Consider the following 23,990-nt stretch of genomic DNA (forward strand, 5'->3'; position numbering starts at 1 on the left):
AAGAGGACTTCGGGTGAAACAGGTCGTACAGAACTACAAGAGCGGCGAGCTGGCACTGCTCGACGTGCCGGTGCCGGGATGCAAGCCGGGAGGTGTGCTGGTCCGGACCGCCTACTCGCTGATCTCCACCGGGACCGAGCTCATGAAGGTGTCCGAGGCCGGCATGTCGATGCTGGGCAAGGCCCGCTCCCGGCCGGACCAGGTGGCCAAGGTCGTGCAGAGCGTCGCTGCCAACGGGGTGCCCGCCACCTACCGCAAGGTGATGGGCAAGCTGGACTCCTACACGCCGCTGGGCTACTCGCTGTGCGGGGTGGTCGAGGAGGTCGGCGCCGGGATCGACGATGTGAAGGTCGGCGACCTCGTGGCCTGCGCCGGCAACGAGCACGCGTTGCACGCCGAGCTGAACTGGGTGCCGAAGAACCTCTACGCCCCGGTGCCGGACGGCCTCGCCCCGCGGCACGCGGCCTTCGGCACCGTCGGGTCGATCGCGTTGCAGGGCGTCCGCCAGGGCGAGTCACGGCTCGGCGAGGTGGCGCTGGTCATCGGCCTCGGGCTGATCGGGCAGCTGGTGGTGCAGCTGCTGACGGCCTCCGGAGTCCTCGTCGTCGGGGTCGACCCCGACCCGGTGCGCTGCGAGCTCGCCGAGCGGCTGGGCGCGGCGGCCTGCGGCGATCCCGCCTCGGCGGCCGTGGAGAGCGCCGTAGCCGAACTCACCGACGGTCACGGCGTGGACCAGGTGTACCTGGCCGCCGGCGGCGGCAGCAACCAGCCCGTCGAGCTGGCCGCCCGGCTGAGCCGGGACCGCGGACGGGTCGTCGACATCGGCAAGTGCCGCCTGGACCTGCCCTGGAACGCGTACTACGAGAAGGAGCTCGACGTCCGGTTCTCCCGCAGTTACGGCCCCGGGCGCTACGACCCGGAGTACGAGCTCGAGGGGCGGGACTACCCGATCGGCTACGTGCGCTGGACCGAGCGCCGCAACCTGGCGTGTTTCCTAGGTCTCCTCGCCCGCGGCCGCGTCGACGTGGAGCCGTTGGTCTCCCACGTCGCCGACTTCGACGACGCCGTCGAGACGTACCAGAGCCTGAAGGACGGCGACCTGAAGGCCGTGGCGGTGCTGTTCCGGTACCCCGAACAGGTAAAGGAAGCAGCGGAAGCCCGGGAAGCGGGGGCCCCGGCCGTGGCCGTGCCCGCGGTGAAGCGACCCGGCGGCGGAGTGCCCGCGTCGGCCCGGGCCGCCAAGTCGCCGGTGCGGCTTGCGTTCGTCGGCGCGGGAAATTACGCGACGTCGATGCTGCTGCCGCACCTGGCACAGCGCGAGGGCGTCGAGCTGTCGACGGTCGTCACCACGACGGCCCTGTCGGCGGCCAACGCCCAGCGGAAGTTCGGCTTCGCCGAGGCGACCACCGATCTCGACGCCGTGCTCGGCGACAAGTCCATCGACGCGGTGTTCGTGGTCACCCGCCACAGCTCGCACGCCGAACTGACCCGGAAGGCGCTGCTGGCCGGCAAGACGGTGTTCGTGGAGAAGCCGTTGGCGCTCACCGAGGACGAGCTGGCCGGCGTGCTCGCGGCGGTGGAGGAGTCCGGCAACGACCGGCTGCAGGTGGGCTTCAACCGCCGGTTCGCACCGCTGCTGCAGGAGGCCAGGAAGCGGTTCGGCGCCCGGACCGGGCCGGCGAGCGTGCGCTACCTGGTCAACGCGGGCCGGCTCGATCACGGCAGCTGGTACCTGCGACAGGGCACCGAGGGCTCGCGGTTCGCCGGCGAGGGCGGACACTTCATCGACACGGCGAGCTGGCTGCTCGAGGCCGACCCGGTCTCGGTGTACGCGACCGCCACGTCCGGCAACGACGACCTGCAGATCGTGCTGCACTACCCGGACGGGTCCACCGCTGCCATCAGCTACGTCACCACCGGCTCGCCCGGCTTCCCCAAGGAGACGCTGGACCTGATCGCGGACGGCAGGGTGCTCCGGCTCGACGACTTCGTCCGTGCCGCTGTCTACGACGGCCGCCCCAAGCGGTGGGTCAGCTCGCGGCTGCCCAAGGCCCGGGACAAGGGCCAGAACGCCCAACTGGCCGCGTTCGTCAAGGCCGTGCGGACCGGGGGGCCGATGCCGGTGCCCCTGGAGTCGCTGGTCGCCACCACGGCGGCCACCCTCGCCGTGCAGGCCGGCCTGGTCGGCGGCGCGCCGGTGACGTTGGCGAGCACGCGATGACCATGAGCGCGGGCTGGTACCTGCGGCGACTGTCCCGCATGGGACCGCGGGAGGTCGGCGGCCGAGCAGGCGACGCGGTACGCAGGCGGCGGTGGCGGTCGGCGCGGCCGGACTGTCCGAGCGTGACCGGCGCGCGGTTCACCGCGGTCCTGCCCCCGGGGACGATCGAGGCGGTGCCACCGGACGCCGCGAAGCGCCTCATCGCCGAGGCGGACCGGCTGATGGCCGGGCACGCCGAGTATTTCGGGGTGGTCCGCGACGACCTGACCGACCCGGACTGGTGGTACGACCCGAAGACCGGGCGCCGGGCTCCGTGGGGCTACGCCTTCGACGTGCCGTACCGCAGCGAGGACGCGGTCGGGGACATCAAGCAGATCTGGGAGCTGTCCCGGCATCAGTACCTCACCGTGCTCGCCGCCGCCTATGCGATCACCGGGGACGAGCGGTACGCCGAGCGGGTGGCGAAGCATCTGCGGTCGTGGTGGGCGGCCAACGCGCCGCTGCGCGGAGTGCACTGGACCAGCGGCATCGAGCTGGGGATCCGGCTGCTGTCCTGGGTGTGGATCCGCCGGCTGCTCGACGGCTGGCCGGGCGCGGCCGCCCTGTTCGAGGGCAACCCGGTGGCGCTGAACCAGATCTGGCACCACCAGCGCTGGCTGGCCGCCTTCCCCAGCCGGGGGTCCTCGGCGAACAACCACATCATCGCCGAGGCCGCCGGGCAGTTCGCCGCGGCCTGCGCGTTCGGCTGGTTCCCCTCCTCGGAGCGCTGGCGGGCCGACGCGCTGCGGTCGCTGGAGCGGCATCTGCGCGGCAACACCTTCCTCTCCGGCCTCAACCGGGAGCTGGCCTCCGAGTACCACGGCCTGGTGCTGGAGCTCGGCCTGGCCGCGCTGGCCGAGGCGGATGCCGCGGGCGTGCCGGTCCCCGCGACCGTCCGGCTGGTGCTGCTGCGGATGACCGACGCGCTCGCGGCCGTCGTGGACAACCGGCTGCGGCCGCCGCGCCAGGGGGACTCGGACGACGGGCACGGTCTGGTCGTGGACGGCGCGGGCACCGACCGCTGGGGCTCGCTGCTGGCCACCGGTGACGCCGTGTTCGGCAGGCTCGACTGGTGGCCGACGGTGACCGGCACCGATGTGCGCACCCCGCTGCTGGCCGCGCTCATCCGACCGTACCCGGAGAACGGCGCCGCCCCGGCCGTGTCCCGCCCGGCGAGCCGACCGGCCCATTTCGCCGACGCGGGCATGACCATCCTGCGGGGTCCGGCGGGGATCTGGTGCCGCTGCGACGGTGGTCCGCACGGGTTCCTGTCCATCGCCGCGCATGCTCACGCTGACGCGCTGTCCGTGGAGGTCCGGCACGACGGGGTCGACGTGCTCGCCGACCCGGGGACGTTCTGCTACCACGGGCAGCCCGAGTGGCGGCAGTACTTCCGGTCGACCCTCGCCCACAACACCCTGCAAGTGGACGGCGGTGACCAGTCCGGCTCCGGCGGCCCGTTCCTGTGGACCCGGCACGCCCGCAGCCGCGTCCTGGTCGCGGACGCCTCCGGCGCCTCCGAAGGGGGGACGGCCCGCTGGTGCGCCGAGCACGACGGCTACCAGCCCTCCGTGCACCGCCGCCGGGTCGAGCTTGCGGCCGCGAGCCAGGAGCTGACGGTGGTCGACGAGCTGCGCGGCCCGCGCCGGGCCGTGCGGCTGGCGTTCCACCTCGGCCCGGCGATCGCCGCGGACCTGGTGGGTCACCGGGCGGTGCTCAGCTGGACCCGGGACGGCGAGGACCGCTCCGCGGCGCTCGATCTGCCCGGTCAGCTGTCCTGGCGGGCGCATCGCGGCGAGACCGACCCGCCGCTGGGCTGGTACTCCGCCGGCTTCGGGCGCAAGGAACCCGCCACCACGTTGATCGGCACCGGCTTCGCCGACGGCGTGCAGGGGTTCACCACCGTACTCAGGTTCCACGGCTAGGGAGGACGCGTGGGGATCAAGTGGGGGCACTGGGCGTTGCCGGCGGCGCTGCTGGCGCTGGTCCTGCCGGCGGCGACCGGCTGCACGAGCACGTCGGACGCCACGGCGAAGCCGACCGGTACGCACTCCGCGTCCGGTACGCCCGCCACGTCCGGGGCGCCCTCCACATCCGTGGCCCGGGTGTGCGCCAAGCCCGCGCCGGGGCCGTCGAAGGCGCCAGCGGGAGCGGTCACGGTCGACCCCGCGGTGGTCGGTGACCTGGCTGCGAAGACCAAGAGCAGCCCTGCGAACACCACGTTCTGGCTTCGCCCGGGCAAGCACAGGCTGGAGCCGGACCGCTATGCCCAGGTCATGGCCAAGAAGGGGGACGTGTACCTCGGCGCGCCGGGCGCGGTGCTCGACGGCCGGAAGATCAACGAGTACGCGTTCAGCGGTACCGCTCCCGACGTCACCATCCGCTACCTGACCGTGCAGGGCTTCGTCGCGCCGAACAACGAGGGCGTGGTCAACCATGACATGGCCGACGGGTGGGTGATCGAGCACGCGACGGTCCAGTACAACTCCGGCGCCGGGCTGATGGCGGGTGCTCGCCAGCAGGTCCGCGCGAGTTGTCTGCGCAACAACGGACAGTACGGGATGAACGCATACAAGACAGGCGACTCGATCAGGGGCCTGGTGGTCGAGGGCAACGAGATCGTGGGCAACAACACCGACGACTGGGAGCGGCGGAATCCGGGCTGCGGCTGCACCGGAGGCATCAAGTTCTGGGCCGTCAACGGCGCCGACATACGCGGCAACTGGGTGCACGACAACCGCGGAGCCGGGTTGTGGGCGGACAACGACAACAACGACTTCCTCATCGAGGACAACGTCCTCGAAGCCAACGACGGCGCCGCGCTGATGTACGAGACCAGCTACAACGCGATCATCCGGAACAACACGATCCGGCGGAACAACTGGGTCGAGGGCCGCAAGTACGCCGCCCGCGGCGACAACTTCCCGTACGCGACCGTCTACGTGTCCGAGTCCGGCGGCGAGCCACGGCTCCGAGCCCGCACGGACAAGATCGATGTCTACGGGAACGTGCTGGAGAACAACTGGTCCGGGATCACCCTGTGGGAGAACGCCGACCGGTTCTGCAACAGTCCGGCCAACACCTCGACCGGTTACTGCACGTTGCTGGTGAAGAAGACCGCCAGCTGCGCACAGCCGGCGATCGCCACCGCACCGCTCTACGCCGACTGCCGGTGGAAGACCCAGCGGGTGGACATCCACGGCAACCGCTTCGTCCTCGACGCATCCGTCGTCAAGTGCACGACGGAGTGCGGCCGCATGGCCGTGCTCTCCAACTACGGCACCTATCCGGACTGGTCGCCTTACAAGGGCAAGGCGGTGGCCGAGGCGATCACCTTCAAGCAGCACAACCGCTGGCACGACAACGTCTACCGCGGACCGTGGAGCTTCGTCGCGGGCGACCCCGGCCGGATCCTCGACTCCGGGCAGTGGCAGGGCACTCCGTACCAGCAGGACGCAGGCTCAACCTTCGGCCCCCAGGCCGGTGGTTGAGATGAGCGAAGACCTGATGCACGGCGGGCAGCCGGGCGGACCGGGTACGACGGGCACAGGGCCCGGCGCCGAACCAGGCCCTGCCGCACCGCGTTCCGCCGAAACGCCCAGGGCCGTCTGGATCGTCTGGGCGTTGCTGGGCCTCAACACGCTCGGCTCCGCCGGGGCGAAGACGATCGTCACGCTGCCCCGCTCCCTCATCCAGATGGCCACCATGGGCGCGCTGGTCGCCGCGTTCACGCTGGCACTCGTGCTCAATCTCCGGCTGCGCATCCGGGCCAGCGCCTTCCTGTTCCTGCTCACCCTGCTCCTTGTGCCGAGCGTGATCTCCAGCGTGAACCTCGAGGTCGGGTTCGGTGCGCTGTTCCGCTGCACCCGGCTGGCTCTCTTCGTCGGCACGCTGTGGCTGCTCAGCCGCTGGTGGGACGGCAGCCTGACGTTCGTCCGGTTCCACATCCGGATGTACTTCGCGGTGCTCGGGTCGGTGGCCGCCGGCCTGGTCATCTCACCGGGCACGGCCCTGCCCGAGTACTACGGCGGGCGCTTGGTCGGTGCGTTGTGGCCGCTCACACCGCCGCAGATCGGCCAGTACTCCGCGGTGATCATCGGGCTCACCGTGCTGCTCGTCCTTGGCCGGCGGACCACCGGGGCCAGTGCGGCGATGGTCATCGTGCCGACACTCGTCCTGCTCGCGTTGACCCATACCCGCACGGCCACGCTCGGCCTGATCATCGGGCTGGTGTTGGCGATTCTCTCGCTCATCCTGACCAGCGCCGCCGCCCGCCGGTTCTTCTCCTGGACGGTGGTGTGCGCCGCCGTGGCCACGGTCGGGTTCGGCTCCGCGCTGCAGGCGTGGTTCATGCGCGGACAGAGCAAGGAGAACTTCTCCAACCTCACCGGTCGGGCCAAGGTCTGGGACGCTCTGCTGGCAGCGCCCCGGACGATCCCGGAGAAGGTGTTCGGCACGGGCTTGGGCGACAAGTCGTTCGGCGGGCTGCCGATCGACAACAGCTGGCTGGCCGTCTACAACGAGCAGGGTATGGTCGGCGTCACCCTCGTGGCGGCGATGCTCATCGTGCTGGGCGGCGTCGCGTTGCTGCGGCCGCCGTCGCTGCCGAGGGCCTGCGCGATCTTCCTGATCAGCTACGTCGCCATCTCGTCGTACACCGAGGCCGGGCTGGGCGACGCCTCGCCGTATCTGCTGCATCTGGCCCTGGCCGCCTCGCTGCTGGCGGCGCCTGCCGCGGCCACGCCCCTGCCGACGGCCGCTGTCCCCCGACGACGTATCCCGCGTTGGGCCGGGAACCGGGAGGTGATCTGACCATGCACGTCCTCGTGGTGCACAACCGCTACTCCTCGGCACAGCCGAGCGGCGAGAACAGGGTCGTCGACGAAGAGGTGGGTCTGCTGCGCGCGGCCGGCCACCGGGTCGAGCTGTTCGAGCGGCGCAGCGACGACATCGCCGCCCGGTCCCTCCTCGCCAAGGCCGCGGTGCCGCTCCTGGTGCCGTGGAACCCGGCGGTTCGCACGGAGCTCGCCGCCCGGCTGCGCACCGAGCGGCCGGACGTGGTGCACGTCCACAACGTCTTCCCGCTCCTGTCGCCCTCGGTGCTCGCCGCCTGCGCCGACGCCGGCGTGCCCGTCGTCGCCACGCTGCACAACTACACCCAGGTCTGCCCGCCCGGCACGCTGCATCGGGACGGCCGGCCGTGCGCCGAGTGCGTCGGGTCGGCGGCGTCGCTGCCCGCCGTCCGGCACGGCTGCTACCGCAACTCCCGCCTCGCGACGGTTCCGCTCGCGGTCAGCCTGTCGGTCAACCGGCGGCGGTGGTGGTCCGGCGTGGAGCGGTTCTTCTGCATCTCCACGGCGCAGCGCGACGTCCTGGTGCGGTCCGGCATGCCGGCCGAGCGGCTGGTGGTGAAGCACAACTTCGTGCCCGACCCGGGTGCCTGCCGAGCGGGCGCCGGCGAGCATCTGCTCTTCCTCGGCCGGCTCGCGGAGGCCAAGGGCGTGCGGCTGCTCATGGCCGCATGGGATGAGATCGCCGCAGCCGGCGGGGTGGGCGTGCCGCTCGTGATCGCCGGCGCGGGGCCACTGGAGCGAGAGGTGACGGCCTGGGCCGCGGGCCGGGACGACGTGCGGTACGTCGGCCTGTACGACCCGGATCAGTGCCGGCAGGCCGTCGCCCGGTCGGTCGCCGTGGTGGCGCCCTCGATGGCCCGGGAGACGTTCGGCCTGGTGGCCGCGGAGGCGATGGCGGCGGGGGTCCCGGCCGTCGCCGCCGGTCACGGCGCCTTCGTCGAACTCGTCGAGGACGGGGTGACCGGGCTGCTGCACCGGCCGGGCGAGCCCGCCTCGCTCGCGTCCTGCATGCGCCGGATCACGGCCGAGCCGGCCCTGGGCCGGGAGATGGGCCAGGCCGCCCGGCGCCGTTACGAGCAGGCGTTCAGCCCGGCCGTCGGCCTTGAGCGCCTGGTGGAGGGGTACCGCACCGCGATCGCGGGTCGGACGGAATCAATGGGGGGCAGTAAATGACACGATGCCGACTCTGCGGCTCGGCGACGTTGGCGAGCGTCGTCGATCTGGGGGCGACCCCGCCGTGTGAGAGCTTTCTCGCCGCTGACCAACTGGACGAGCCGGAGCCGGCGTACCCGCTGCACCTGCGGGTCTGCACCGACTGCTGGCTGGCGCAGATCCCGCCGCTGATCACGCCGGAGGAGACGTTCAAGGAGTACGCGTACTTCTCCTCGTACTCGACCTCCTGGGTGGAGCACGCGCGCACGTTCGTCGCCGACGCCGTGCAGCGGCTGGGTCTCGGCGCCGATGACTCCGACGCCTTCGTGGTCGAGGTCGCGAGCAACGACGGTTACCTGCTGAGGCACGTGGTGGACCGGGGGATCCGCTGCCTCGGCATCGAGCCGTCGGTGAACGTCGGCGCCGCCGCGCGGGACGCGGGTGTGCCCACGCTCACCGAGTTCCTGAGCCCGGACACCGGCTCGGCGGTCCGCGCCGAGCACGGCCCGGCGGACCTGGTCGTGGCCAACAACGTGTACGCGCACATCCCCGACGTGGTCGGGTTCACCCAGGGACTGCGCGCCCTGGTCGCCGACGACGGCTGGGTCTCCATCGAGGTGCAGCACCTGCTGACCCTGATCGAGGAGAACCAGTACGACACGATCTACCACGAGCACTTCCAGTACTACACGGTCGCGTCCGCGATCCGGGCGCTGGCCAGCGGCGGACTCACGCTCGTGGACGTCGAGCTGCTGCCCACGCACGGCGGCTCCATCCGGCTGTGGGCCCGGCCCGCCGAGGCGGCGGGCGAGCCGACGCAGCGGGTGGCCGACGTGCTGGCCCGCGAGAAGGCCGCCGGGCTGCAGGAGCTGTCCGGGTACACCGAGTTCTCCGCCCGGGTGGCCAAGGTGCGCCGGGACCTCCTCAAGTTCCTCATCGAGGCGGCCGAGCGCGGTGAGACGGTCGTCGGCTACGGCGCCCCCGGCAAGGGCAACACCCTGCTCAACCACTGCGGGATCCGGCCCGACCTGCTCCCGTACACGGTCGACCGCAACCCCTACAAGCACGGCAGGTTCACCCCGGGCACCCGCATCCCGATCCTGCCGCCCGAGCAGATCGCCGCCGACGAACCGGACTACGTCCTCGTCCTCCCGTGGAACCTGCGGGCCGAGCTGGTCGAGCAACTGTCCTTCATACATGACTGGGGCGGCCGACTGGTCTTCCCCATCCCGGAACTGAGCATTGTCGAGGTCAAGCGATGAAGGTCGTTCTGTTCTGCGGCGGTTACGGGATGCGGATGCGCAACGGAACCTCCGACGACGTGCCCAAGCCGATGGCGATGGTCGGCCCGCGCCCGCTGATCTGGCATGTCATGCGCTACTACGCGCACTTCGGGCACACGGAGTTCATCCTGTGCCTCGGCTACGGGGCCCACCACATCAAGGACTTCTTCCTCAACTACGAGGAGACGACGTCCAACGACTTCGTGCTGAGAGGCGGGCGGACCGAGCTGCTGTCCACCGACATCTCGGACTGGACGATCACGTTCGCGCAGACCGGCATCGAGTCACCGATCGGGGAGCGGCTGCGCAGGGTGCGGCACCATCTGGACGGCGACGAGATGTTCCTCGCCAACTACGCCGACGTACTCACTGACGCCCCACTGCCGAAGATGATCGAGAACTTCGCCCGGCGCGACGCCGGCGCGTCGATGATGGTGGTGCCGCCGCAGTCCTCGTTCCACTGCGTGGACCTCGGCGAGGACGGCCTGGTGGGCGGCATCACCGCGGTGAGCGAACTGCCGCTGTGGGAGAACGGCGGCTACTTCGTGCTCCGCCAGGAGGTCTTCGACCACATACCGGAGAACGGGGACCTGGTCGCCGACGGATGCGCCCAACTGGCCAAACAGGGCCGTCTGGTGGCGCATCAGCACCGCGGCTTCTGGAAGCCGACCGACACCGTGAAGGAGCGGGCCGCGCTCGACGAGGCCTACGCCCGAGGTGACCGTCCGTGGGCCGTGTGGGAGCGGGACGGCGCGGCGGTGAGCGGGTGATCCGGCTCGGGGCCGGGCGCCTGGACCGGATCGTCGCGGTGGGCGCGCACTGCGACGACATCGCCATCGGAGCCGGCGGCACGCTGCTCGCCCTGTGCCAGGCGCGGCCCGGTCTCCGGGTCGACGCGCTGGTGCTCTCCGGCGGCGGCACCGAACGCGAGCAGGAGGAGCGGGCCGCGCTCGCCGCCTTCTGCCCCGGCGCCGACCTGCGGCTGACCGTGCTCAAACTGCCGGACGGCCGCATGCCCGTGCACTGGGACGAGGCCAAGGCCGCCGTCGAGGAACTGCGCGCGCAGACCGACCCGGATCTGATCCTCGCCCCGCGCACCGACGACGCCCACCAGGACCACCGCGGCCTGGCGCAGCTGGTACCCACCGCCTTCCGCGACCACCTCGTGCTCGGCTACGAGATCGTCAAGTGGGACGGCGACCTCGGCCGCATGGCGGCGTACCAGCCCCTGTCGACGGAGATCGCCGAACAGAAGGTGCGGCTGCTGCAGGAGCACTACGCCTCGCAGCGCCACCGGCCCTGGTACGACCGGGAGGCCTTTCTCGGCCTCGCGCGAATCCGCGGCATCGAATGCCACGAGCGATACGCCGAAGCGTTCGCCGTCACCAAACTCACGCTCAACCTGGGGGGTTGAACCATGCGCGTACTACTGACCGGACACCAGGGATATCTGGGAACCGTCATGGCCCCGGTGCTCGCCGCCGCCGGGCACGAGGTCGTCGGCCTCGACGCCGGCCTGTTCGCCGACTGCGTGCTGGGCCCGACGCCCGCGGACCCGCCGGGGCATCGGGTGGACCTGCGCGACGTCACGGCCGAACACGTGGCCGGGGTGGACGCCGTGATCCACCTGGCCGCCCTGTCCAACGACCCGCTGGGATCGCTGGCGCCGGACCTCACCTACGACATCAACCACCACGCGTCCGTACGGCTGGCCCGGCTGGCCCGCGAGGCCGGAGTGGGGCGCTTCCTGTACGCGTCGACCTGCTCGGTGTACGGCGCAGCCGGCGGCGAGGGCCTGGTGGGCGAGGACGCCCCGCTGCGCCCGGTGACGCCGTACGCGGAGTCCAAGGTGCGGGTCGAGGACGATCTGCACGAGCTCGCCGACGGCGACTTCACCCCGGTGTTCATGCGCAACGCCACCGCCTTCGGCTACTCGCCCCGGCTGCGCGCCGACATCGTGCTGAACAACCTGGTGGGCCACGCGCTTCTGTCCGGCGAAGTCCTCGTGCTCTCCGACGGCACCCCCTGGCGCCCGCTGGTGCACGCCGTCGACATCGCTCGGGCCTTCACGGCCGCGCTGACCGCGCCGCGGGAGGCGGTGCACGACCGGGCGTTCAACATCGGCAGCGAGGCCAACAACGTCACGGTCGCCGAGATCGCCGAGCAGGTCGCCGAGGCGGTGCCCGGCTCCGAGGTGAACATCACCGGGGAGAACGGCAACGACCCGCGCTCATACCGGGTGGACTTCGCCCGCTTCCGCGCAGCGATCCCCGGATTCGACTGCGAGTGGTCGGTGAAGCGGGGCGCTCTCGAACTCGCCGACGCCTACCGCACGTTCGACCTGACCCGGGAAGCCTTCGAGCAGCGCTTCACCCGCCTGGCCGTGCTCCGCTCGGCCTCCGAGGCCGGCACCGTCGACGACACCCTGCGGCGGCGCGGATGACCGCGGGCGGTGTACAGCCGACGACCTCGGCCGGCGACGAGATGTACGCGCTGGTCGAGCGGCTGTACCCGCTGTGCCGCAGCATCACCGGCGACGGGGTGCGCGCCACCCTGGACATCGTCGGCGAGTACATCCCGCTCCAGGTGCACGAGGTGCCGACCGGGACGCAGGTGCTCGACTGGACGGTGCCGCAGGAGTGGAACATCCGGGACGCGTACATCGCTGACAGCACTGGCAGGCGGGTCGTCGACTTCGCCGAGTCCAGCCTGCACGTGCTCGGCTACAGCGTGCCGGTGTCGGCGACCATGCCCTTGTCCGAACTGCGCCCGCACCTGCACACCCTGCCGGACCAGCCGTCCTGGGTGCCGTACCGCACCAGCTACTACAAGCCGGAGTGGGGCTTCTGCCTGGCCCAGGACACCCTGGACGCCATGCCGGACGGCGACTACGAGGTGCGCATCGACTCCACGCTCGACGACGGCCACCTCACCTACGCCGAGCACATGGTCCCCGGGCAGGTCCCGGACGAGGTGATCGTCTCCTGCCATGTCTGCCACCCCTCGCTGGCCAACGACAACATGGCCGGCGTAGCGGTGGCGACGTTCCTGGCGCGGGAGTTGGCGGAGCGGACGCCGTACTACACCTACCGGTTCATCTTCGCGCCCGGCACCATCGGGGCGATCACCTGGCTGGCCCGCAACAGGGAGCGGGTCGAACGGGTCAAGCACGGCGTCGTGCTGGCCTGCGCCGGCGACCCGGGTCAACTGACGTACAAGCAGAGCAGGCGCGGCGACGCCGAGATCGACCGCGTGCTGCGGCACGTGCTGTCCGCCTCCGAACGCCCGCACCAGGTCAACGAGTTCACGCCGTACGGCTACGACGAGCGGCAGTACTGCTCGCCCGGCTTCGACCTCGGCGTCGGCTCGCTCACCCGGACCCCGTACGCGGGCTACCCCGAGTACCACACCTCGGCGGACAACCTGGACTTCGTCTCCCCGGAGGCGATGGCGGACACCCTCGCGGTCTGCCGCGAGGCCTTCGACGTCCTGGACCGCAACCGGCAGTACGTCAACCTCAGCCCGTACGGCGAACCACAGCTGGGGCGGCGCGGGTTGTACGACGCGCTCGGCGGCCGCAGCGACACCAAGCAGGCCCAGATGGCCATGCTCTGGGTGCTCAACCTCTCCGACGGCGAGCACAGCCTGCTGGACGTCGCCGAGCGGTCCGGGCTGCCCTTCGACACCGTCGCCGACGCGGCCGACGCACTGCACGAGGCAGGTTTGATCAAGACATGACGTCCATGCCCGTCGAGGGGGAGGGCCCACAGACAGCGGCGCCACCGGCCCGGTCCGCCAAGCGGGCCCTCGTCGGCCGGCTGTCCTGGGGACTGGCCGACCAGGCGGCCTCCAGCATCAGCAACTTCGCGGTGGGCATCTACGTGGCCCGCTCGCTGGGGGTCACCGCGTTCGGTGTGTTCAGCCTGGCCTGGGTGACCTACGGCGTGGTGCTCAACGTCTCCCGGGGCCTGGCCACCGACCCGCTCGTGGTGCGCTTCAGCGGCGTGCCGGAGGCGTCCTGGCGCGGGGCGGTGGCCCGGTCGACGGGTACCGCGTTCGGCGTGGGCACCGCCATCGGTGTGGTGTCCCTGGTGGCCGGGCTGGGGCTCGGCGGCCGGCTGGGGCCCGCGTTCGTCTGCCTGGGCGTCATGCTGCCGGGGCTGCTGCTGCAGGATGCCTGGCGGTTCTCGTTCTTCGCCGCGGGCGACGGGCGCAAGGCCTTCGTCAACGACGTCGTGTGGTGTGTGGCGCTTGTCCCGGCCATGGTGCTGGCGGCCCGCGTGGACACCGTGGCCGCCTTCGTCCTCGCCTGGGGCGCGTCCGCCGCGGTGGCCGCCGCGTACGGCTGCCTCCAGTCCGGTATCCGCCCCCGGATGACCGAGGCGCGCGGGTGGCTGCGCGAGCAGCGCGATCTCGGCTACCGGTACCTGGTCGAGAACGTCAGCCTCAGCGGCGCCAGCCAACTGCGGGCCTACGGGCTCGGCGCGATCGTCGGGCTCGGCGCGGTGGGCGCGGTGCGGGGTGCCGAGCTCCTGATGGGCCCCTTCCTCGCCGTACTGATGGGACTGTCGCTGGTCACCGTCCCGGAGGCGGCACGGGTGCTGCGGCAGGCCCCACACCGCCTGGGCAGGTTCTGTCTCCTGCTGGGCGGCGGACAGGCCATCGCCGCGCTGCTCTGGGGCGGGTCGCTGCTCCTGCTGCCGAACCGGCTCGGCGACCTGCTGCTCGGCAGCGTCTGGCACTCCTCCTCGCATCTCATCGTGCCGATCACCTTCAGCGTCGCGGGCGCCGGCCTCGGCACCGGCGCGGCGGCCGGGCTGCGCGCCCTCGGTGCCGCCAAGCGCAGCCTGCGCTCCCAGCTGTTCGCCTCCGTCTGCTACGTCGGCGGCGGGCTCGGCGGAGCGGCCCTGGCCGGCACGGTCGGCTCGGCCTGGGGCGTCGCCGCGGCCACCGTCGGCAGCTCGGCCGTGTGGTGGCTGCAGCTGCGGTCCGCCCTGCGCGAGCACCACCCCAACTCCGTTCCCGAAGTGAGGACTTCATGACCTCCCAGCCCAGGCTGAGCATCGGCCTGCCCGTGTACAACGGCGAGGAGTACCTGGCCGAGTCGCTCGACGCCCTGCTCGGCCAGACCTACGAGGACTTCGAGCTGATCATCTCCGACAACGCCTCGACCGACGGGACCGAGGACGTCTGCCGCAAGTACGCGGCGCAGGACACGCGCATCCGGTACCTCCGGCTGCCCCGGAACGTCGGCGCCACGCCGAACCACAACTACGTGTTCGCCCAGTCCCGCGGCGAGCTGTTCAAGTGGGCCTCGCACGACGACCTGTACGGCCGGGACCTGCTGCGGCGCTGCGTCCAGGCGCTGGACGAGCGGCCGGACGTGATCCTCGCGCACGCCGACCAGGCGGTCATCGACGGCGACGGCCAGGTGAAAGTCCCGTACGAGTACACACTCGCCACCGCCTCGCCGCACCCGCCGGAGCGCTTCCGCAGCATGCTGTTCGAGCCCGGCGGCGACGACTTCTACGGGGTGATACGGGCCGACGTGCTGCGCCGGGTGAAACCCATGGACAGCTACCACCACGCGGACCGCACGTTCGTCGCGGAGATCGGCCTGCAGGGCCCCTTCCACCAGGTGCCGGAGCTCCTCTACTTCCGCCGCGACCACCCCACCCGCGCCGAGCGGGCGAACCCGTCCAAGCGCTCCCGGTGCGTCAACCTGGACCCGCGCCGGGCGGGCCTGTTGCATCCGACGCCCCGGCTGCTCGCCGAGTACGTCTGGGGCTTCGTCTCGGCGATCCGGCGGGCGCCGTTGTCCGCGGCCGACCGGCGCGCGTGCTACCGCCACCTGGCCGCATGGATGACCAGCCGGGCCCGGCCGGGCGCCGGCGAGCGGGTCGAGGACCGCGCCCCGGTCGACCCGGCCAAGCTGACCGTCTCCGTCGACGCCCTCGTCGCCGGGCGTGAAGGCCGTGAACGGAGGCAGGCATGACGTCCGCGGGCGAAACCCCGGTGCGGGTCGGGGTGTTCGGCCTGCTCGGCTCCGGCAACCTCGGCAACGACGGGTCGCTGGAGGCCGTGCTCGGGTATCTCCGCGCCGAGCACCCGGAGGCGGTCGTGGACGCGCTGTGCGGCGGACCCGAGGCCGTGACGGCCCGGTTCGGGATCCCCGCGACGCGGCTGCACTGGAACCGCGGGGAGTACCGGACCGCGTCAAGGGCGGGCGCGATCGCGGCGAAGGGTCTGGGCAAACTCGTCGACGCCTTCCGCACCGCCGCCTGGGTGCGCCGGCACGACGTGGTGATCGTGCCGGGCATGGGCGTCCTGGAGGCCACGCTGCCGCTGCGGCCGTGGGGTTTCCCGTACGCGCTGTTCCTGCTCTGCGCGAGCGGCCGGCTGCTGCGCACCCGGGTCGCGCTGGTCGGCGTCGGCGCCGCCGCGATCGGCAACCGGCCGACCCGAACCCTGGTGCGCTGGTCGGCGCGGCTGGCCGCCTACCGGTCGTACCGGGACGCCCCGTCCCGCGACGCGATGCGCGCGATGGGCGTGGACACCGCGCGCGACGCCGTCCACCCGGACCTCGCGTTCTCCCTGCCGACCCCGCCGGCGGGCGCCCCCTCGGGCCCGCCGGGCCTGGTCTGCGTCGGCGTCATGGACTTCCACGGCGGCAACGACGACCGCGCCCGGGCCGAGGAGATCCATCGGCGCTACCTCGACGGGACGATCCGCTTCGTCCGCGCGCTCGTCGAGGACGGCAGGCCGGTCAGGCTGCTCACCGGCGACGCGTGCGACGCGCCGGTGGTCGCCGCGATCCTCGGCGCGGTGGACTCGCCGCTGGTCACCGCTTCCGAGGCGGCCTCGCTCGCCGACCTGATGAAGGAGACGGCGGCTGCCGACACCGTGGTGGCGACCCGGTACCACAACCTGATCTGCGCGCTGAAGGTCGGCACGCCGACGCTCGCACTGGGCTACGCGGCGAAGAGCGACGCGCTCATGGCCCAGATGGGGCTGGACGCGTACTGCCACCCGGCTCGCGAGGTCGACGCCGACCGGCTGCTCGACCAGTTCCGGGCGCTGGAGAAGCAATCGGCCGAGCTGAGGCAGACGCTCTCCGAGCGCAACCTGGTCATCACCCAGCAACTGGCGCAGCATTTCGCCGCCTTGACCGCCGCCCTGTTCCCTACGACGGCCCACCCCCACACCCACGCCCACGCGTATCGGGAGGCTCCATGAAGGCGACCGAAGTCCCGGAGATCGCCGGCGCGTACCTGTTCGAGCCGACGCCGTACGCCGACGAGCGCGGTTTCTTCTGCCGCACGTTCGACGCCGACGTGGTCCGCGCGGCGGGCCTCGACCCGCAGGCCTTCGTCCAGGACAGCCTGTCCCGCTCGGCCCGGGGCGTGCTGCGCGGCCTGCATCTGCGCTCCGGCGCCGGTGAGGCCAAGCTGGTGCGGTGCTCGTACGGGAGGATCTTCGACGTCGTCGTGGACCTGCGGACGGACTCGCCGACCTACCTGGGCCAGGCCTTCTTCGAGCTGTCCGACGAGACGCAGACGACCCTGTACATCCCGGCGGGGTGCGCGCACGGCTTCCAGGCGCTCACCGAAACCGCCGACACCTCGTACCGGATCGACCGCCCGCACGATCCGGCCGAGGACGTGACGATCGCGTTCGACGACCCGGAGCTGGCCATTCCCTGGCCGCTGCCGGTCACTTCGATGTCCCAGCGGGACCGGGAGGCGCCGAGCCTCGCCGAGGTCCTGAAGCAACAGTAAGTAGAAAGTTGAGGTCGGTGTGGACACCGTAGACACCGCAGAACTCCTCCTGCCCCGGTCGCGGACGGCGAACGAGCGGCTGCACGCGATGATCCCCGGGGGCGCGCACACCTACGCCAAGGGCGACGACCAGTACCCCGAGCACCTGGCCCCGGTCATCAGCCACGGCCGCGGCGCCCACGTGTGGGACGTCGACGGCAACCGCTACGTCGAGTACGGCTCCGGCCTGCGGTCGGTCAGTCTCGGCCACGCCCACCCGCGCGTGATCGAGGCGGTGCGGCGGGAACTGGACCGCGGCAGCAACTTCGTGCGGCCGTCCATCGTGGAGGTCGAGGCCGCGGAACGTTTCCTGGCCACGGTGCCGACCGCCGAGATGGTGAAGTTCGCGAAGAACGGCTCCGACGCCACCACCGCCGCGGTGCGCCTCGCCCGCGCCGCCACCGGGCGCCCGCGGGTGGCCATCTGCGCCGACCATCCGTTCTTCTCGGTCGACGACTGGTTCATCGGCGCCACCCCGATGTCCGCCGGCATTCCGGCGGCGACCAACGAGCTCACGGTGGCGTTCCCGTACGGGGACCTGGCCGCCACGGAGGAACTGCTCACCCGGTACCAGGACGAGGTCGCCTGCCTGATCCTCGAACCCGCCACCCACACCGAGCCGCCGCCCGGGTACCTCGCCGGCCTCCGCGAACTGGCCGACCGGCACGGCTGCGTGCTGATCTTCGACGAGATGATCACCGGTTTCCGCTGGTCCGAGGCGGGCGCCCAGGGCCTGTACGGCGTCGTCCCCGACCTCTCCACGTTCGGCAAGGCGCTCGGCAACGGATTCGCCGTCTCGGCGCTGGCCGGGCGCCGCGATCTGATGGAGCTGGGCGGGCTGCGGCACTCCGGCGAGCGGGTGTTCCTGCTGTCCACGACGCACGGTGCGGAAACGCACTCCCTGGCGGCCGCGATGGCCGTGCAAGCCACCTACGTCGAGGAGGGAGTCACCGCCCGGCTGCACGCCCTCGGCGAGCGGTTGGCCGCCGGTGTCCGCGAGGCCGCGGCCGCCATGGGCGTCGGCGACCACCTCGTCCTCCGGGGCCGGGCCAGCAACCTGGTCTTCGCCACCCTCGACGCGAACGGGCAGCCGTCGCAGGAGTACCGCACCCTGTTCCTGCGCCGGCTCCTCGCGGGCGGGGTGCTGGCCCCGTCGTTCGTGGTGAGCAGCGCGCTCGACGACGCCGACATCGATCACACCGTCGACGTGGTGGCCCAGGCATGTGCGGTGTACCGGAAGGCACTTGACGCCGCCGACCCCGACCCCTGGCTGGCCGGGCGGCCGGTGAAGCCGGTGTTCCGGCGCTTGGCGTGAGGTGACGTGACGTCAGCGGCGCTCTGGCTGACGGGCGGCGGCCGTCCAGTCGATCAGCCAGGCGGTCGCCGGGATCACCGCCAGCGCTGTGCACCAGCCGCCGAGGACGTCGGTCGGATAGTGCGCGCTCAGGGCGACCTGCGCCCAGCCCATGGCGGTGCCGGCGACCAGCGCGGCGGCGAGCACGAGTGACATGCCGGCCGTCCTGCCGAGGCCGAGCCGGCCGGTCGCGAGCAGCGCCCCGATGACGGCGAGCGCGGTGAAGAAGGCGGTGTGCCCGCTCGGATAGGACAGGTTGTCGTCGCCGTGGATGGTGCGTCCCACCAGATGCTTGAGCAGCGTCGTCGTCCCCACGGTCAGGGCGGTGCCGGCCACGACGAGCACCGCCGCGCGCGGACGTCGAAGCAGCAGGCAGCCCGCCACGACGGCCACGATCAGCATCGCCGATCCGGCGGGCTCCCCCAAGAAGTCCATGCCCAGAGCGACGCGCCTCCAGGGCGGCCGCACACTGTCCGCCGTCGGCTGGACGATCCACCGGTCCACCCTGCCGGGCTCGCTGTGGCCGGCGTACCCGACCCCGAGCACGACGACCACCAGCGCGGCGAGCGCCGCGATCAACCCGAGCCGCGGGCGCAGCGACGGCGGCAGCAACACCGCGGGCGCCGGCCGGCCGGTCACTCGATCCGGCAGATGCGATGCACCTCCCCCTCGCACGAACTGAGCCGGACCGACGTCCAGGCCCGCTCCGGCCAACTCGCCGTCCTGGCCGTCACCTTGGCCATGAACGTCGGATTCAGTCTCCGTTCGCCACCCTAACCAACAATGCGGTCGCGCGAACACTGCGGGGTTCGCCGGGCGCTCGAACTCGACGAGCTGATCCCCGACTCGCAGCTGCTGGTGCTGGAGACGGCAGGCGCATGCGACCCGTCGAGGAGCCCGAGCTGTTCGCCGGCGCGGTCCGTGACTTCGTCCTGCGGAACTCGGTCGGTGTCGGATCGACCCGGGTTCCGCGAACGCTGACCAGGTAGCCGGACGCCGTCCGCAACCGGGTCTCCTGTCGTGGCGGCAGGTGGCGGCGCGACCGTTTTCAGGGCTGCCCGCCGGCGGGCCCCCCGGGTAGTTCCACGGTGATGCGGAGCCCGCCGGCCGGGCGCGGGGTGAGGGTGAGCGTTCCGTCGTGGGCGCGAGTGATGGTCTGGACGATGGCCAGGCCGAGGCCGACGCCGGCGTGGTCGGTGTGCACGCGCTCAGTGCCGCGCCGGAACGGTTCGGTGAAGGTCGAGGCCAGCTCTGGGGTGACCTTCTCGCCGGAGTTCTCGACAGTGAGCACCACCGTGTCGGGGCGGACGCTCGTGTCGACCCGCACGGTGCCCCGTCCGGACAGGTTGTGGACGATCGCGTTGTGCACGAGGTTCGTGGTCAGCTGCAGCAGGAGCGCCGGCGATCCGATCACGGGGGTGACGTCACCGCAGGTCTCGATGGTGACGCCCTGCTTTTCCGCGAGGGGGAGGAGGGTTTCGGTGGCTTCTTCCGCCACGAGGGACAGGTCGACGTGCTCTCGGGCGAAGGACCGCTGATCGGCTCGGCTGAGCAGGAGCAAGGCCTCGGTGAGGTCGATCGCTCGGGTGTTGACGGCATGGAGACGGTCGATGACCTCGCGGGTGTCGCACGTCGGATCCGTGCGGGCCACGTCGAGAAGTGCCTTCGAGATCGCGAGCGGGGTGCGCAGCTCGTGCGAGGCGTTGGCTGCGAATCTCTGCTGTTCGGCGACGTGCGCTTCGAGCCGTGCGAGCATCGTGTCGAAGGCGTCGGCGAGTTCGCGGAACTCGTCGTTGCGGCCCGGTAGCCGGATTCGGTGAGAGAGCGATCCGTTCGTGGCCGTGCGTGTGGCGTCGGTGATGCGGGTCAGGGGAGCGAGCATGCGGCCGGCGAGGATCCACCCTCCCACGAGGCCGAACACCAGCAGGAAGGCCAACACCGCGGCTGCCCTCGGAGCGAACACGCCCAGGAGGGCGGACCGAATGGGAAAGACACCGTGCGTGGGCTGGTCGTCGGGGTTGATGAGCATCGCCCGGTCAGGGACGTAACGCAGGAGGAACGCCCACACGGCGGCCAGCAGCAGGGCGCCGGCCAGCATGAGGAACCCGGCGTAGCTGAGGGTGAGTTTGACGCGAACGCTCAACCCGGGCGCCCTAGCCATGCTCGCCTCCCTCGACTCCCTCGGCTCCGGCCTCCGGCTGCGTGTCGATGCGGTAGCCGACGCCCGGCACGGTGGCGATGATCCAGGGTTCGCCGAGACGCTTGCGCAGTGCCGAGACGGTGATGCGCACAGCGTTGGTGAACGGGTCGGCGTTCTCGTCCCACGCGCGCTCCAGGAGTTCTTCGGCGCTGATCACACCGCCTTCGGCGGCGACGAGGACGTCCAGTACGGCGAACTGCTTCCTGGTCAGCGCGACGTAGCGGCCGTCCCGGTAGACCTCTCTGCGGAACGGGTCCAGACGCAGACCCGAGATCTCCCGTACGGGCGGTCGGCTGTGCGCACGCCTGCGGTCGAGCGCTCTGAGCCGGAGCACGAGTTCGCGAAGGTCGAAGGGCTTCGTCAGGTAGTCGTCGGCGCCGAGTTCGAACCCGGTGGTCTTGTCGTCGAGACGGTCGGCCGCGGTGAGCATGAGGATCGGCATGCCGCTGCCGGAGGCGACGATGCGTTTGGCGATCTCGTCGCCGGAAGGGCCGGGGATGTCACGGTCGAGGACGGCGATGTCGTAGGCGTTGACGCGCAGCAGCTCCAGGGCGGTGTCGCCGTCACCTGCGATGTCGGCCGCGATCGCTTCCAGGCGCAGGCCGTCGCGGATGGCTTCCGCCAGATAGGGCTCGTCCTCGACGATCAGCACACGCATGTCCTTCAGGCTACGAGCCGGCGCATATCGTCGGCGTATCGAAAACCGCATACGCGCCGACAACACGGCGCCGCCTTGACTGACGGCATGAATCGAACACCACCGTCGACGATGGCGCAGGTGGACACGGCGGAGACCGACCAGGGCAGCGCCGACCGCCGGGACACCCTCGTCGGTGCCTGGAGCAGGGGCATCCGCCGCCTGATCCGCCTCGGCTCCCGGCCGGGTCCCTGGAAGCGCGGCCTGGTCCTCGCGGCGCTGGCGCTGCTGCTCGGGCTGCTCATGCTGCTCCACGCGCAGATCCCGAACCGGATCGGGAACCTCGGCAGCCTGGTCGAGACCTTCCTGCCGTGGTTCGGCCTGCTCATTCCGGTGCTGCTGGCCGGGGCGCTGTGGCGGCGCTCCGCCTTAGCGGTGGCCGCGCTGATGCTGCCGGTCGTGGTGTGGCTGAACCTCTTCGGCGGGCTGCTCGGCGACAAGTCGCACCCGGGCGGCGACCTCACCGTCGTCAGCCACAACGTCGGTGCCGACAATCCCGACCCGGCCGGCACCGCTCGCGACCTGGCCGCCTCCGGCGCGGACGTGCTGGCCCTGGTGGAGGTGACCCAGCAGGCCAGGGGCACGTACGAGAAGGAGCTGGCGAAGGCGTATCCGTACCACGCGGTGCAGGGCACGGTCGGGCTGTGGAGCAAGCTGCCGCTGTCGGACACCCGGCCGGTCGACATCAAGCAGGACGCCGGGCCGCTGGGGGACGCCAAGCCGGACGAGGCCAAGATGGCCTACAGCCGGGCGCTGCGCACCACGGTGGCCACGGACCAGGGGCCGCTGGCGGTGTATGTGGCCCACCTGGGGTCGGTGCGGGTGAATCCCAGGACGGGTTTCTGGACGGACTCGCGGGACAGAAACGCGCAGGCGCTCGGCGAGGCCATCGCCGCCGAGCGGAACGAGCGGGTGGTGCTGCTCGGCGACTTCAACGGCACGATGGACGACCGCGCGTTCGACGGCATCACCTCGCAGCTGCGCTCGGTGCAGGACGTGGCCGGGGACGGCTTCGGCTTCACCTGGCCGGCGAAGTTCCCGGTGGCGCGGATCGACCAGATCCTGGTCCGCGGCGTGCAGCCGGAGAGCTCATGGGTACTGCCGGCCACCACCAGCGACCACCTGCCGGTGGCAGCCGGAATCACCTGGTGAGGCACCGCCCGAGGCCACCACGGTGACACCTCGACGACCGCTCCACGAACGCCCGATATGTCACGTATTCATGTCATGTATTCACGCATGGGTGGGGCCGGGCCGGATACCCGGGCGGAATGGTACGGACACTGAAGCCGCACAGACGGCACGGCGAGCGCGTCGCGGCCGACGGCGAGGGCGAGACCGCGCAGGCCGCACCGTCCGCCGCCGGGCCGGACGAGCAGGTTGAGCGGCAGGCCCCGGACAAGCCGACGGACCTGCCCCCACGCTCCTGGAAAGCGGTGCTGAAAGGCACCCTCAAGGAGTTCAAGAAGGACGAGTTGGCCGACCGGGCCGCCGCGTTGACCTACTACTCGATCCTGGCGCTGTTCCCCGCGTTGCTCGCGCTGGTGTCGCTGCTGGGGGTCGTCGGGCAGTCGGCCACCCAGGCGGTCCTGGACAACATCCAGAAGCTCGCCCCGGGTGCGGCGCAGGACATCCTGCGCAACGCCGTGCAGCAGATGCAGGGCAAGGGCGGGCTGGGCTCGATCATGGCGATCGTGGGTCTGGTCCTGGCGGTGTGGTCGGCGTCCGGTTATGTCGCCGCGTTCATCCGCAGCGCCAACGCGGTCTACGACATCCCCGAGGGCCGTCCGATCTGGAAGGTGCTGCCGGTGCGGGTCGGCGTGACCGTGGTGCTGATGGTGATGGCTGTGATCAGTGCGCTGATCGTCGTGTTCACCGGCGGCCTGGCCCGGCAGGTCGGCGCCGCGCTCGGGATCGGTGACACGGCGCTGACCGTGTGGTCCATCGCGAAGTGGCCGGTGCTGGTGGTCCTGGTGACGGTGATGATCGCCGTCCTGTACTGGGCCACCCCGAACGCGCGCGTCCGCGGCTTCCGCTGGATCACGCCGGGCAGTTTCCTGGCGATGCTGATCTGGATGATCGCCTCGGCCGGGTTCGCGCTGTACGTGGCGAACTTCGGCTCGTACAACAAGACCTACGGCGCTCTCGCCGGCGTGATCATCTTCCTGGTGTGGCTGTGGATCACCAACCTGGCGATCCTGCTCGGCCTGGAGTTCGACGCGGAGCTGGTGCGTCAGCGGGCCGTCGCCGGGGGCCTTCCGGCCGACGAGGAGCCGTACGTCGAGCCGCGTGACACCCGGACGTGGGACGAGGAGGACCGCCGTCGCCTGGGCTCCTGACCCGGGGGTACTCGGGAGGCCCAGCGGCGGTGGGA

The 23,990-nt window shown here is 71.4% G+C and carries 20 protein-coding genes; 17 read left to right on the forward strand and 3 right to left on the reverse strand.

The window, feature by feature from the left end; translation table 11 throughout:
* The first annotated feature begins 13 nt into the window (after positions 1-13).
* From ACIBAF_RS06080 to ACIBAF_RS06150, 15 genes are read left to right on the forward strand one after another with little or no spacing between them, the layout of a single operon-like run.
* Positions 14-2,221, forward strand: coding sequence for a bi-domain-containing oxidoreductase (locus ACIBAF_RS06080; RefSeq protein WP_399461906.1), 2,208 nt, complete (start codon positions 14-16; stop codon positions 2,219-2,221).
* A complete protein-coding gene (locus ACIBAF_RS06085; RefSeq protein ID WP_399461907.1) occupies positions 2,218-4,185 on the forward strand; it encodes an alginate lyase family protein in 1,968 nt (655 codons plus the stop codon). The genes ACIBAF_RS06080 and ACIBAF_RS06085 overlap by 4 nt, the downstream gene beginning before the upstream one ends.
* 9 nt (positions 4,186-4,194) lie before the next feature.
* Positions 4,195-5,751 (forward strand): right-handed parallel beta-helix repeat-containing protein, encoded by a 1,557-nt coding sequence (locus ACIBAF_RS06090; RefSeq protein WP_399461908.1) that lies wholly within the window; start codon positions 4,195-4,197, stop codon positions 5,749-5,751.
* Position 5,752: 1 nt separating this feature from the next.
* On the forward strand, positions 5,753-7,072 hold the full coding sequence (locus ACIBAF_RS06095) for an O-antigen ligase domain-containing protein (RefSeq protein WP_399461909.1): 1,320 nt from the start codon (positions 5,753-5,755) through the stop codon (positions 7,070-7,072).
* A 2-nt stretch (positions 7,073-7,074) separates the two neighbouring features.
* A complete protein-coding gene (locus ACIBAF_RS06100; RefSeq protein ID WP_399461910.1) occupies positions 7,075-8,286 on the forward strand; it encodes a glycosyltransferase in 1,212 nt (403 codons plus the stop codon).
* A complete protein-coding gene (locus tag ACIBAF_RS06105; RefSeq protein ID WP_399461911.1) occupies positions 8,283-9,527 on the forward strand; it encodes a class I SAM-dependent methyltransferase in 1,245 nt (414 codons plus the stop codon). Before ACIBAF_RS06100 ends, ACIBAF_RS06105 begins: the two co-directional genes overlap by 4 nt.
* Positions 9,524-10,318 carry a glucose-1-phosphate cytidylyltransferase gene (locus tag ACIBAF_RS06110; protein WP_399461912.1) on the forward strand — a complete coding sequence of 265 codons (795 nt, stop codon included), beginning with the start codon at positions 9,524-9,526 and terminating at the stop codon, positions 10,316-10,318. The genes ACIBAF_RS06105 and ACIBAF_RS06110 overlap by 4 nt, the downstream gene beginning before the upstream one ends.
* Positions 10,315-10,962, forward strand: a complete 648-nt coding sequence (locus ACIBAF_RS06115) for a PIG-L deacetylase family protein (RefSeq protein WP_399462115.1) — start codon at positions 10,315-10,317, stop codon at positions 10,960-10,962. Before ACIBAF_RS06110 ends, ACIBAF_RS06115 begins: the two co-directional genes overlap by 4 nt.
* Before the next feature lie 3 nt (positions 10,963-10,965).
* Positions 10,966-11,991: an NAD-dependent epimerase/dehydratase family protein gene (locus tag ACIBAF_RS06120; RefSeq protein ID WP_399461913.1), complete on the forward strand. Its 1,026-nt coding sequence runs from the start codon at positions 10,966-10,968 to the stop codon at positions 11,989-11,991.
* The gene (locus ACIBAF_RS06125) at positions 11,988-13,286 is read left to right on the forward strand and encodes a DUF4910 domain-containing protein (RefSeq protein ID WP_399461915.1); all 1,299 of its coding nucleotides are present in this window, start codon (positions 11,988-11,990) and stop codon (positions 13,284-13,286) included. The genes ACIBAF_RS06120 and ACIBAF_RS06125 overlap by 4 nt, the downstream gene beginning before the upstream one ends.
* Positions 13,283-14,590: a hypothetical protein gene (locus ACIBAF_RS06130; protein WP_399461916.1), complete on the forward strand. Its 1,308-nt coding sequence runs from the start codon at positions 13,283-13,285 to the stop codon at positions 14,588-14,590. Before ACIBAF_RS06125 ends, ACIBAF_RS06130 begins: the two co-directional genes overlap by 4 nt.
* Positions 14,587-15,543, forward strand: a complete 957-nt coding sequence (locus ACIBAF_RS06135; RefSeq protein WP_399461917.1) for a glycosyltransferase family 2 protein — start codon at positions 14,587-14,589, stop codon at positions 15,541-15,543. The genes ACIBAF_RS06130 and ACIBAF_RS06135 overlap by 4 nt, the downstream gene beginning before the upstream one ends.
* On the forward strand, positions 15,540-16,784 hold the full coding sequence (locus ACIBAF_RS06140; RefSeq protein WP_399461918.1) for a polysaccharide pyruvyl transferase family protein: 1,245 nt from the start codon (positions 15,540-15,542) through the stop codon (positions 16,782-16,784). The genes ACIBAF_RS06135 and ACIBAF_RS06140 overlap by 4 nt, the downstream gene beginning before the upstream one ends.
* Positions 16,781-17,326, forward strand: a complete 546-nt coding sequence (gene rfbC, locus ACIBAF_RS06145) for a dTDP-4-dehydrorhamnose 3,5-epimerase (protein ID WP_399461919.1) — start codon at positions 16,781-16,783, stop codon at positions 17,324-17,326. Before ACIBAF_RS06140 ends, rfbC begins: the two co-directional genes overlap by 4 nt.
* Before the next feature lie 19 nt (positions 17,327-17,345).
* Positions 17,346-18,680, forward strand: coding sequence for a glutamate-1-semialdehyde 2,1-aminomutase (locus ACIBAF_RS06150; RefSeq protein WP_399461920.1), 1,335 nt, complete (start codon positions 17,346-17,348; stop codon positions 18,678-18,680).
* A 12-nt stretch (positions 18,681-18,692) separates the two neighbouring features.
* Here the strand turns inward: ACIBAF_RS06150 and ACIBAF_RS06155 are convergent, their stop codons facing one another.
* The 3 genes from ACIBAF_RS06155 to ACIBAF_RS06165 all read right to left on the reverse strand — a co-directional run bounded on the left by ACIBAF_RS06155 (position 18,693) and on the right by ACIBAF_RS06165 (position 21,577).
* Positions 18,693-19,358 carry a phosphatase PAP2 family protein gene (locus tag ACIBAF_RS06155; protein ID WP_399461921.1) on the reverse strand — a complete coding sequence of 222 codons (666 nt, stop codon included), beginning with the start codon at positions 19,356-19,358 and terminating at the stop codon, positions 18,693-18,695.
* Between the two features lie 409 nt (positions 19,359-19,767).
* On the reverse strand, positions 19,768-20,880 hold the full coding sequence (locus ACIBAF_RS06160; RefSeq protein WP_399461922.1) for a sensor histidine kinase: 1,113 nt from the start codon (positions 20,878-20,880) through the stop codon (positions 19,768-19,770).
* Positions 20,873-21,577, reverse strand: coding sequence for a response regulator transcription factor (locus ACIBAF_RS06165; protein WP_399461923.1), 705 nt, complete (start codon positions 21,575-21,577; stop codon positions 20,873-20,875). Before ACIBAF_RS06165 ends, ACIBAF_RS06160 begins: the two co-directional genes overlap by 8 nt.
* Positions 21,578-21,664: 87 nt before the next feature.
* Here ACIBAF_RS06165 and ACIBAF_RS06170 point away from each other — a divergent pair, with 87 nt between their 5' ends.
* Both ACIBAF_RS06170 and ACIBAF_RS06175 read left to right on the forward strand, forming a co-directional pair.
* The gene (locus ACIBAF_RS06170; RefSeq protein ID WP_399461925.1) at positions 21,665-22,768 is read left to right on the forward strand and encodes an endonuclease/exonuclease/phosphatase family protein; all 1,104 of its coding nucleotides are present in this window, start codon (positions 21,665-21,667) and stop codon (positions 22,766-22,768) included.
* 119 nt (positions 22,769-22,887) lie between these two features.
* Positions 22,888-23,955 (forward strand): YihY/virulence factor BrkB family protein, encoded by a 1,068-nt coding sequence (locus ACIBAF_RS06175; protein WP_399461926.1) that lies wholly within the window; start codon positions 22,888-22,890, stop codon positions 23,953-23,955.
* The last annotated feature ends 35 nt before the right edge of the window (positions 23,956-23,990 follow it).

This window comes from Streptomyces sp. NPDC051677 (assembly GCF_044453465.1).
Lineage (GTDB): Bacteria > Actinomycetota > Actinomycetes > Streptomycetales > Streptomycetaceae > Streptomyces.

Bases quoted from the DNA above. Each gene is read 5' to 3' on its own strand.
- ACIBAF_RS06100 (WP_399461910.1), top strand. From the start codon at position 7,075: ATGCACGTCCTCGTGGTGCACAACCGCTACTCCTCGGCACAGCCGAGC.
- ACIBAF_RS06170 (WP_399461925.1), top strand. From the start codon at position 21,665: ATGAATCGAACACCACCGTCGACGATGGCGCAGGTGGACACGGCGGAG.
- ACIBAF_RS06160 (WP_399461922.1), bottom strand. From the start codon at position 20,880: ATGGCTAGGGCGCCCGGGTTGAGCGTTCGCGTCAAACTCACCCTCAGC.
- ACIBAF_RS06140 (WP_399461918.1), top strand. From the start codon at position 15,540: ATGACGTCCGCGGGCGAAACCCCGGTGCGGGTCGGGGTGTTCGGCCTG.
- ACIBAF_RS06110 (WP_399461912.1), top strand. From the start codon at position 9,524: ATGAAGGTCGTTCTGTTCTGCGGCGGTTACGGGATGCGGATGCGCAAC.
- ACIBAF_RS06095 (WP_399461909.1), top strand. From the start codon at position 5,753: ATGAGCGAAGACCTGATGCACGGCGGGCAGCCGGGCGGACCGGGTACG.
- ACIBAF_RS06120 (WP_399461913.1), top strand. From the start codon at position 10,966: ATGCGCGTACTACTGACCGGACACCAGGGATATCTGGGAACCGTCATG.
- ACIBAF_RS06085 (WP_399461907.1), top strand. From the start codon at position 2,218: ATGACCATGAGCGCGGGCTGGTACCTGCGGCGACTGTCCCGCATGGGA.
- ACIBAF_RS06130 (WP_399461916.1), top strand. From the start codon at position 13,283: ATGACGTCCATGCCCGTCGAGGGGGAGGGCCCACAGACAGCGGCGCCA.
- ACIBAF_RS06135 (WP_399461917.1), top strand. From the start codon at position 14,587: ATGACCTCCCAGCCCAGGCTGAGCATCGGCCTGCCCGTGTACAACGGC.
- ACIBAF_RS06165 (WP_399461923.1), bottom strand. From the start codon at position 21,577: ATGCGTGTGCTGATCGTCGAGGACGAGCCCTATCTGGCGGAAGCCATC.
- ACIBAF_RS06175 (WP_399461926.1), top strand. From the start codon at position 22,888: ATGGTACGGACACTGAAGCCGCACAGACGGCACGGCGAGCGCGTCGCG.
- ACIBAF_RS06105 (WP_399461911.1), top strand. From the start codon at position 8,283: ATGACACGATGCCGACTCTGCGGCTCGGCGACGTTGGCGAGCGTCGTC.
- ACIBAF_RS06125 (WP_399461915.1), top strand. From the start codon at position 11,988: ATGACCGCGGGCGGTGTACAGCCGACGACCTCGGCCGGCGACGAGATG.
- rfbC (WP_399461919.1), top strand. From the start codon at position 16,781: ATGAAGGCGACCGAAGTCCCGGAGATCGCCGGCGCGTACCTGTTCGAG.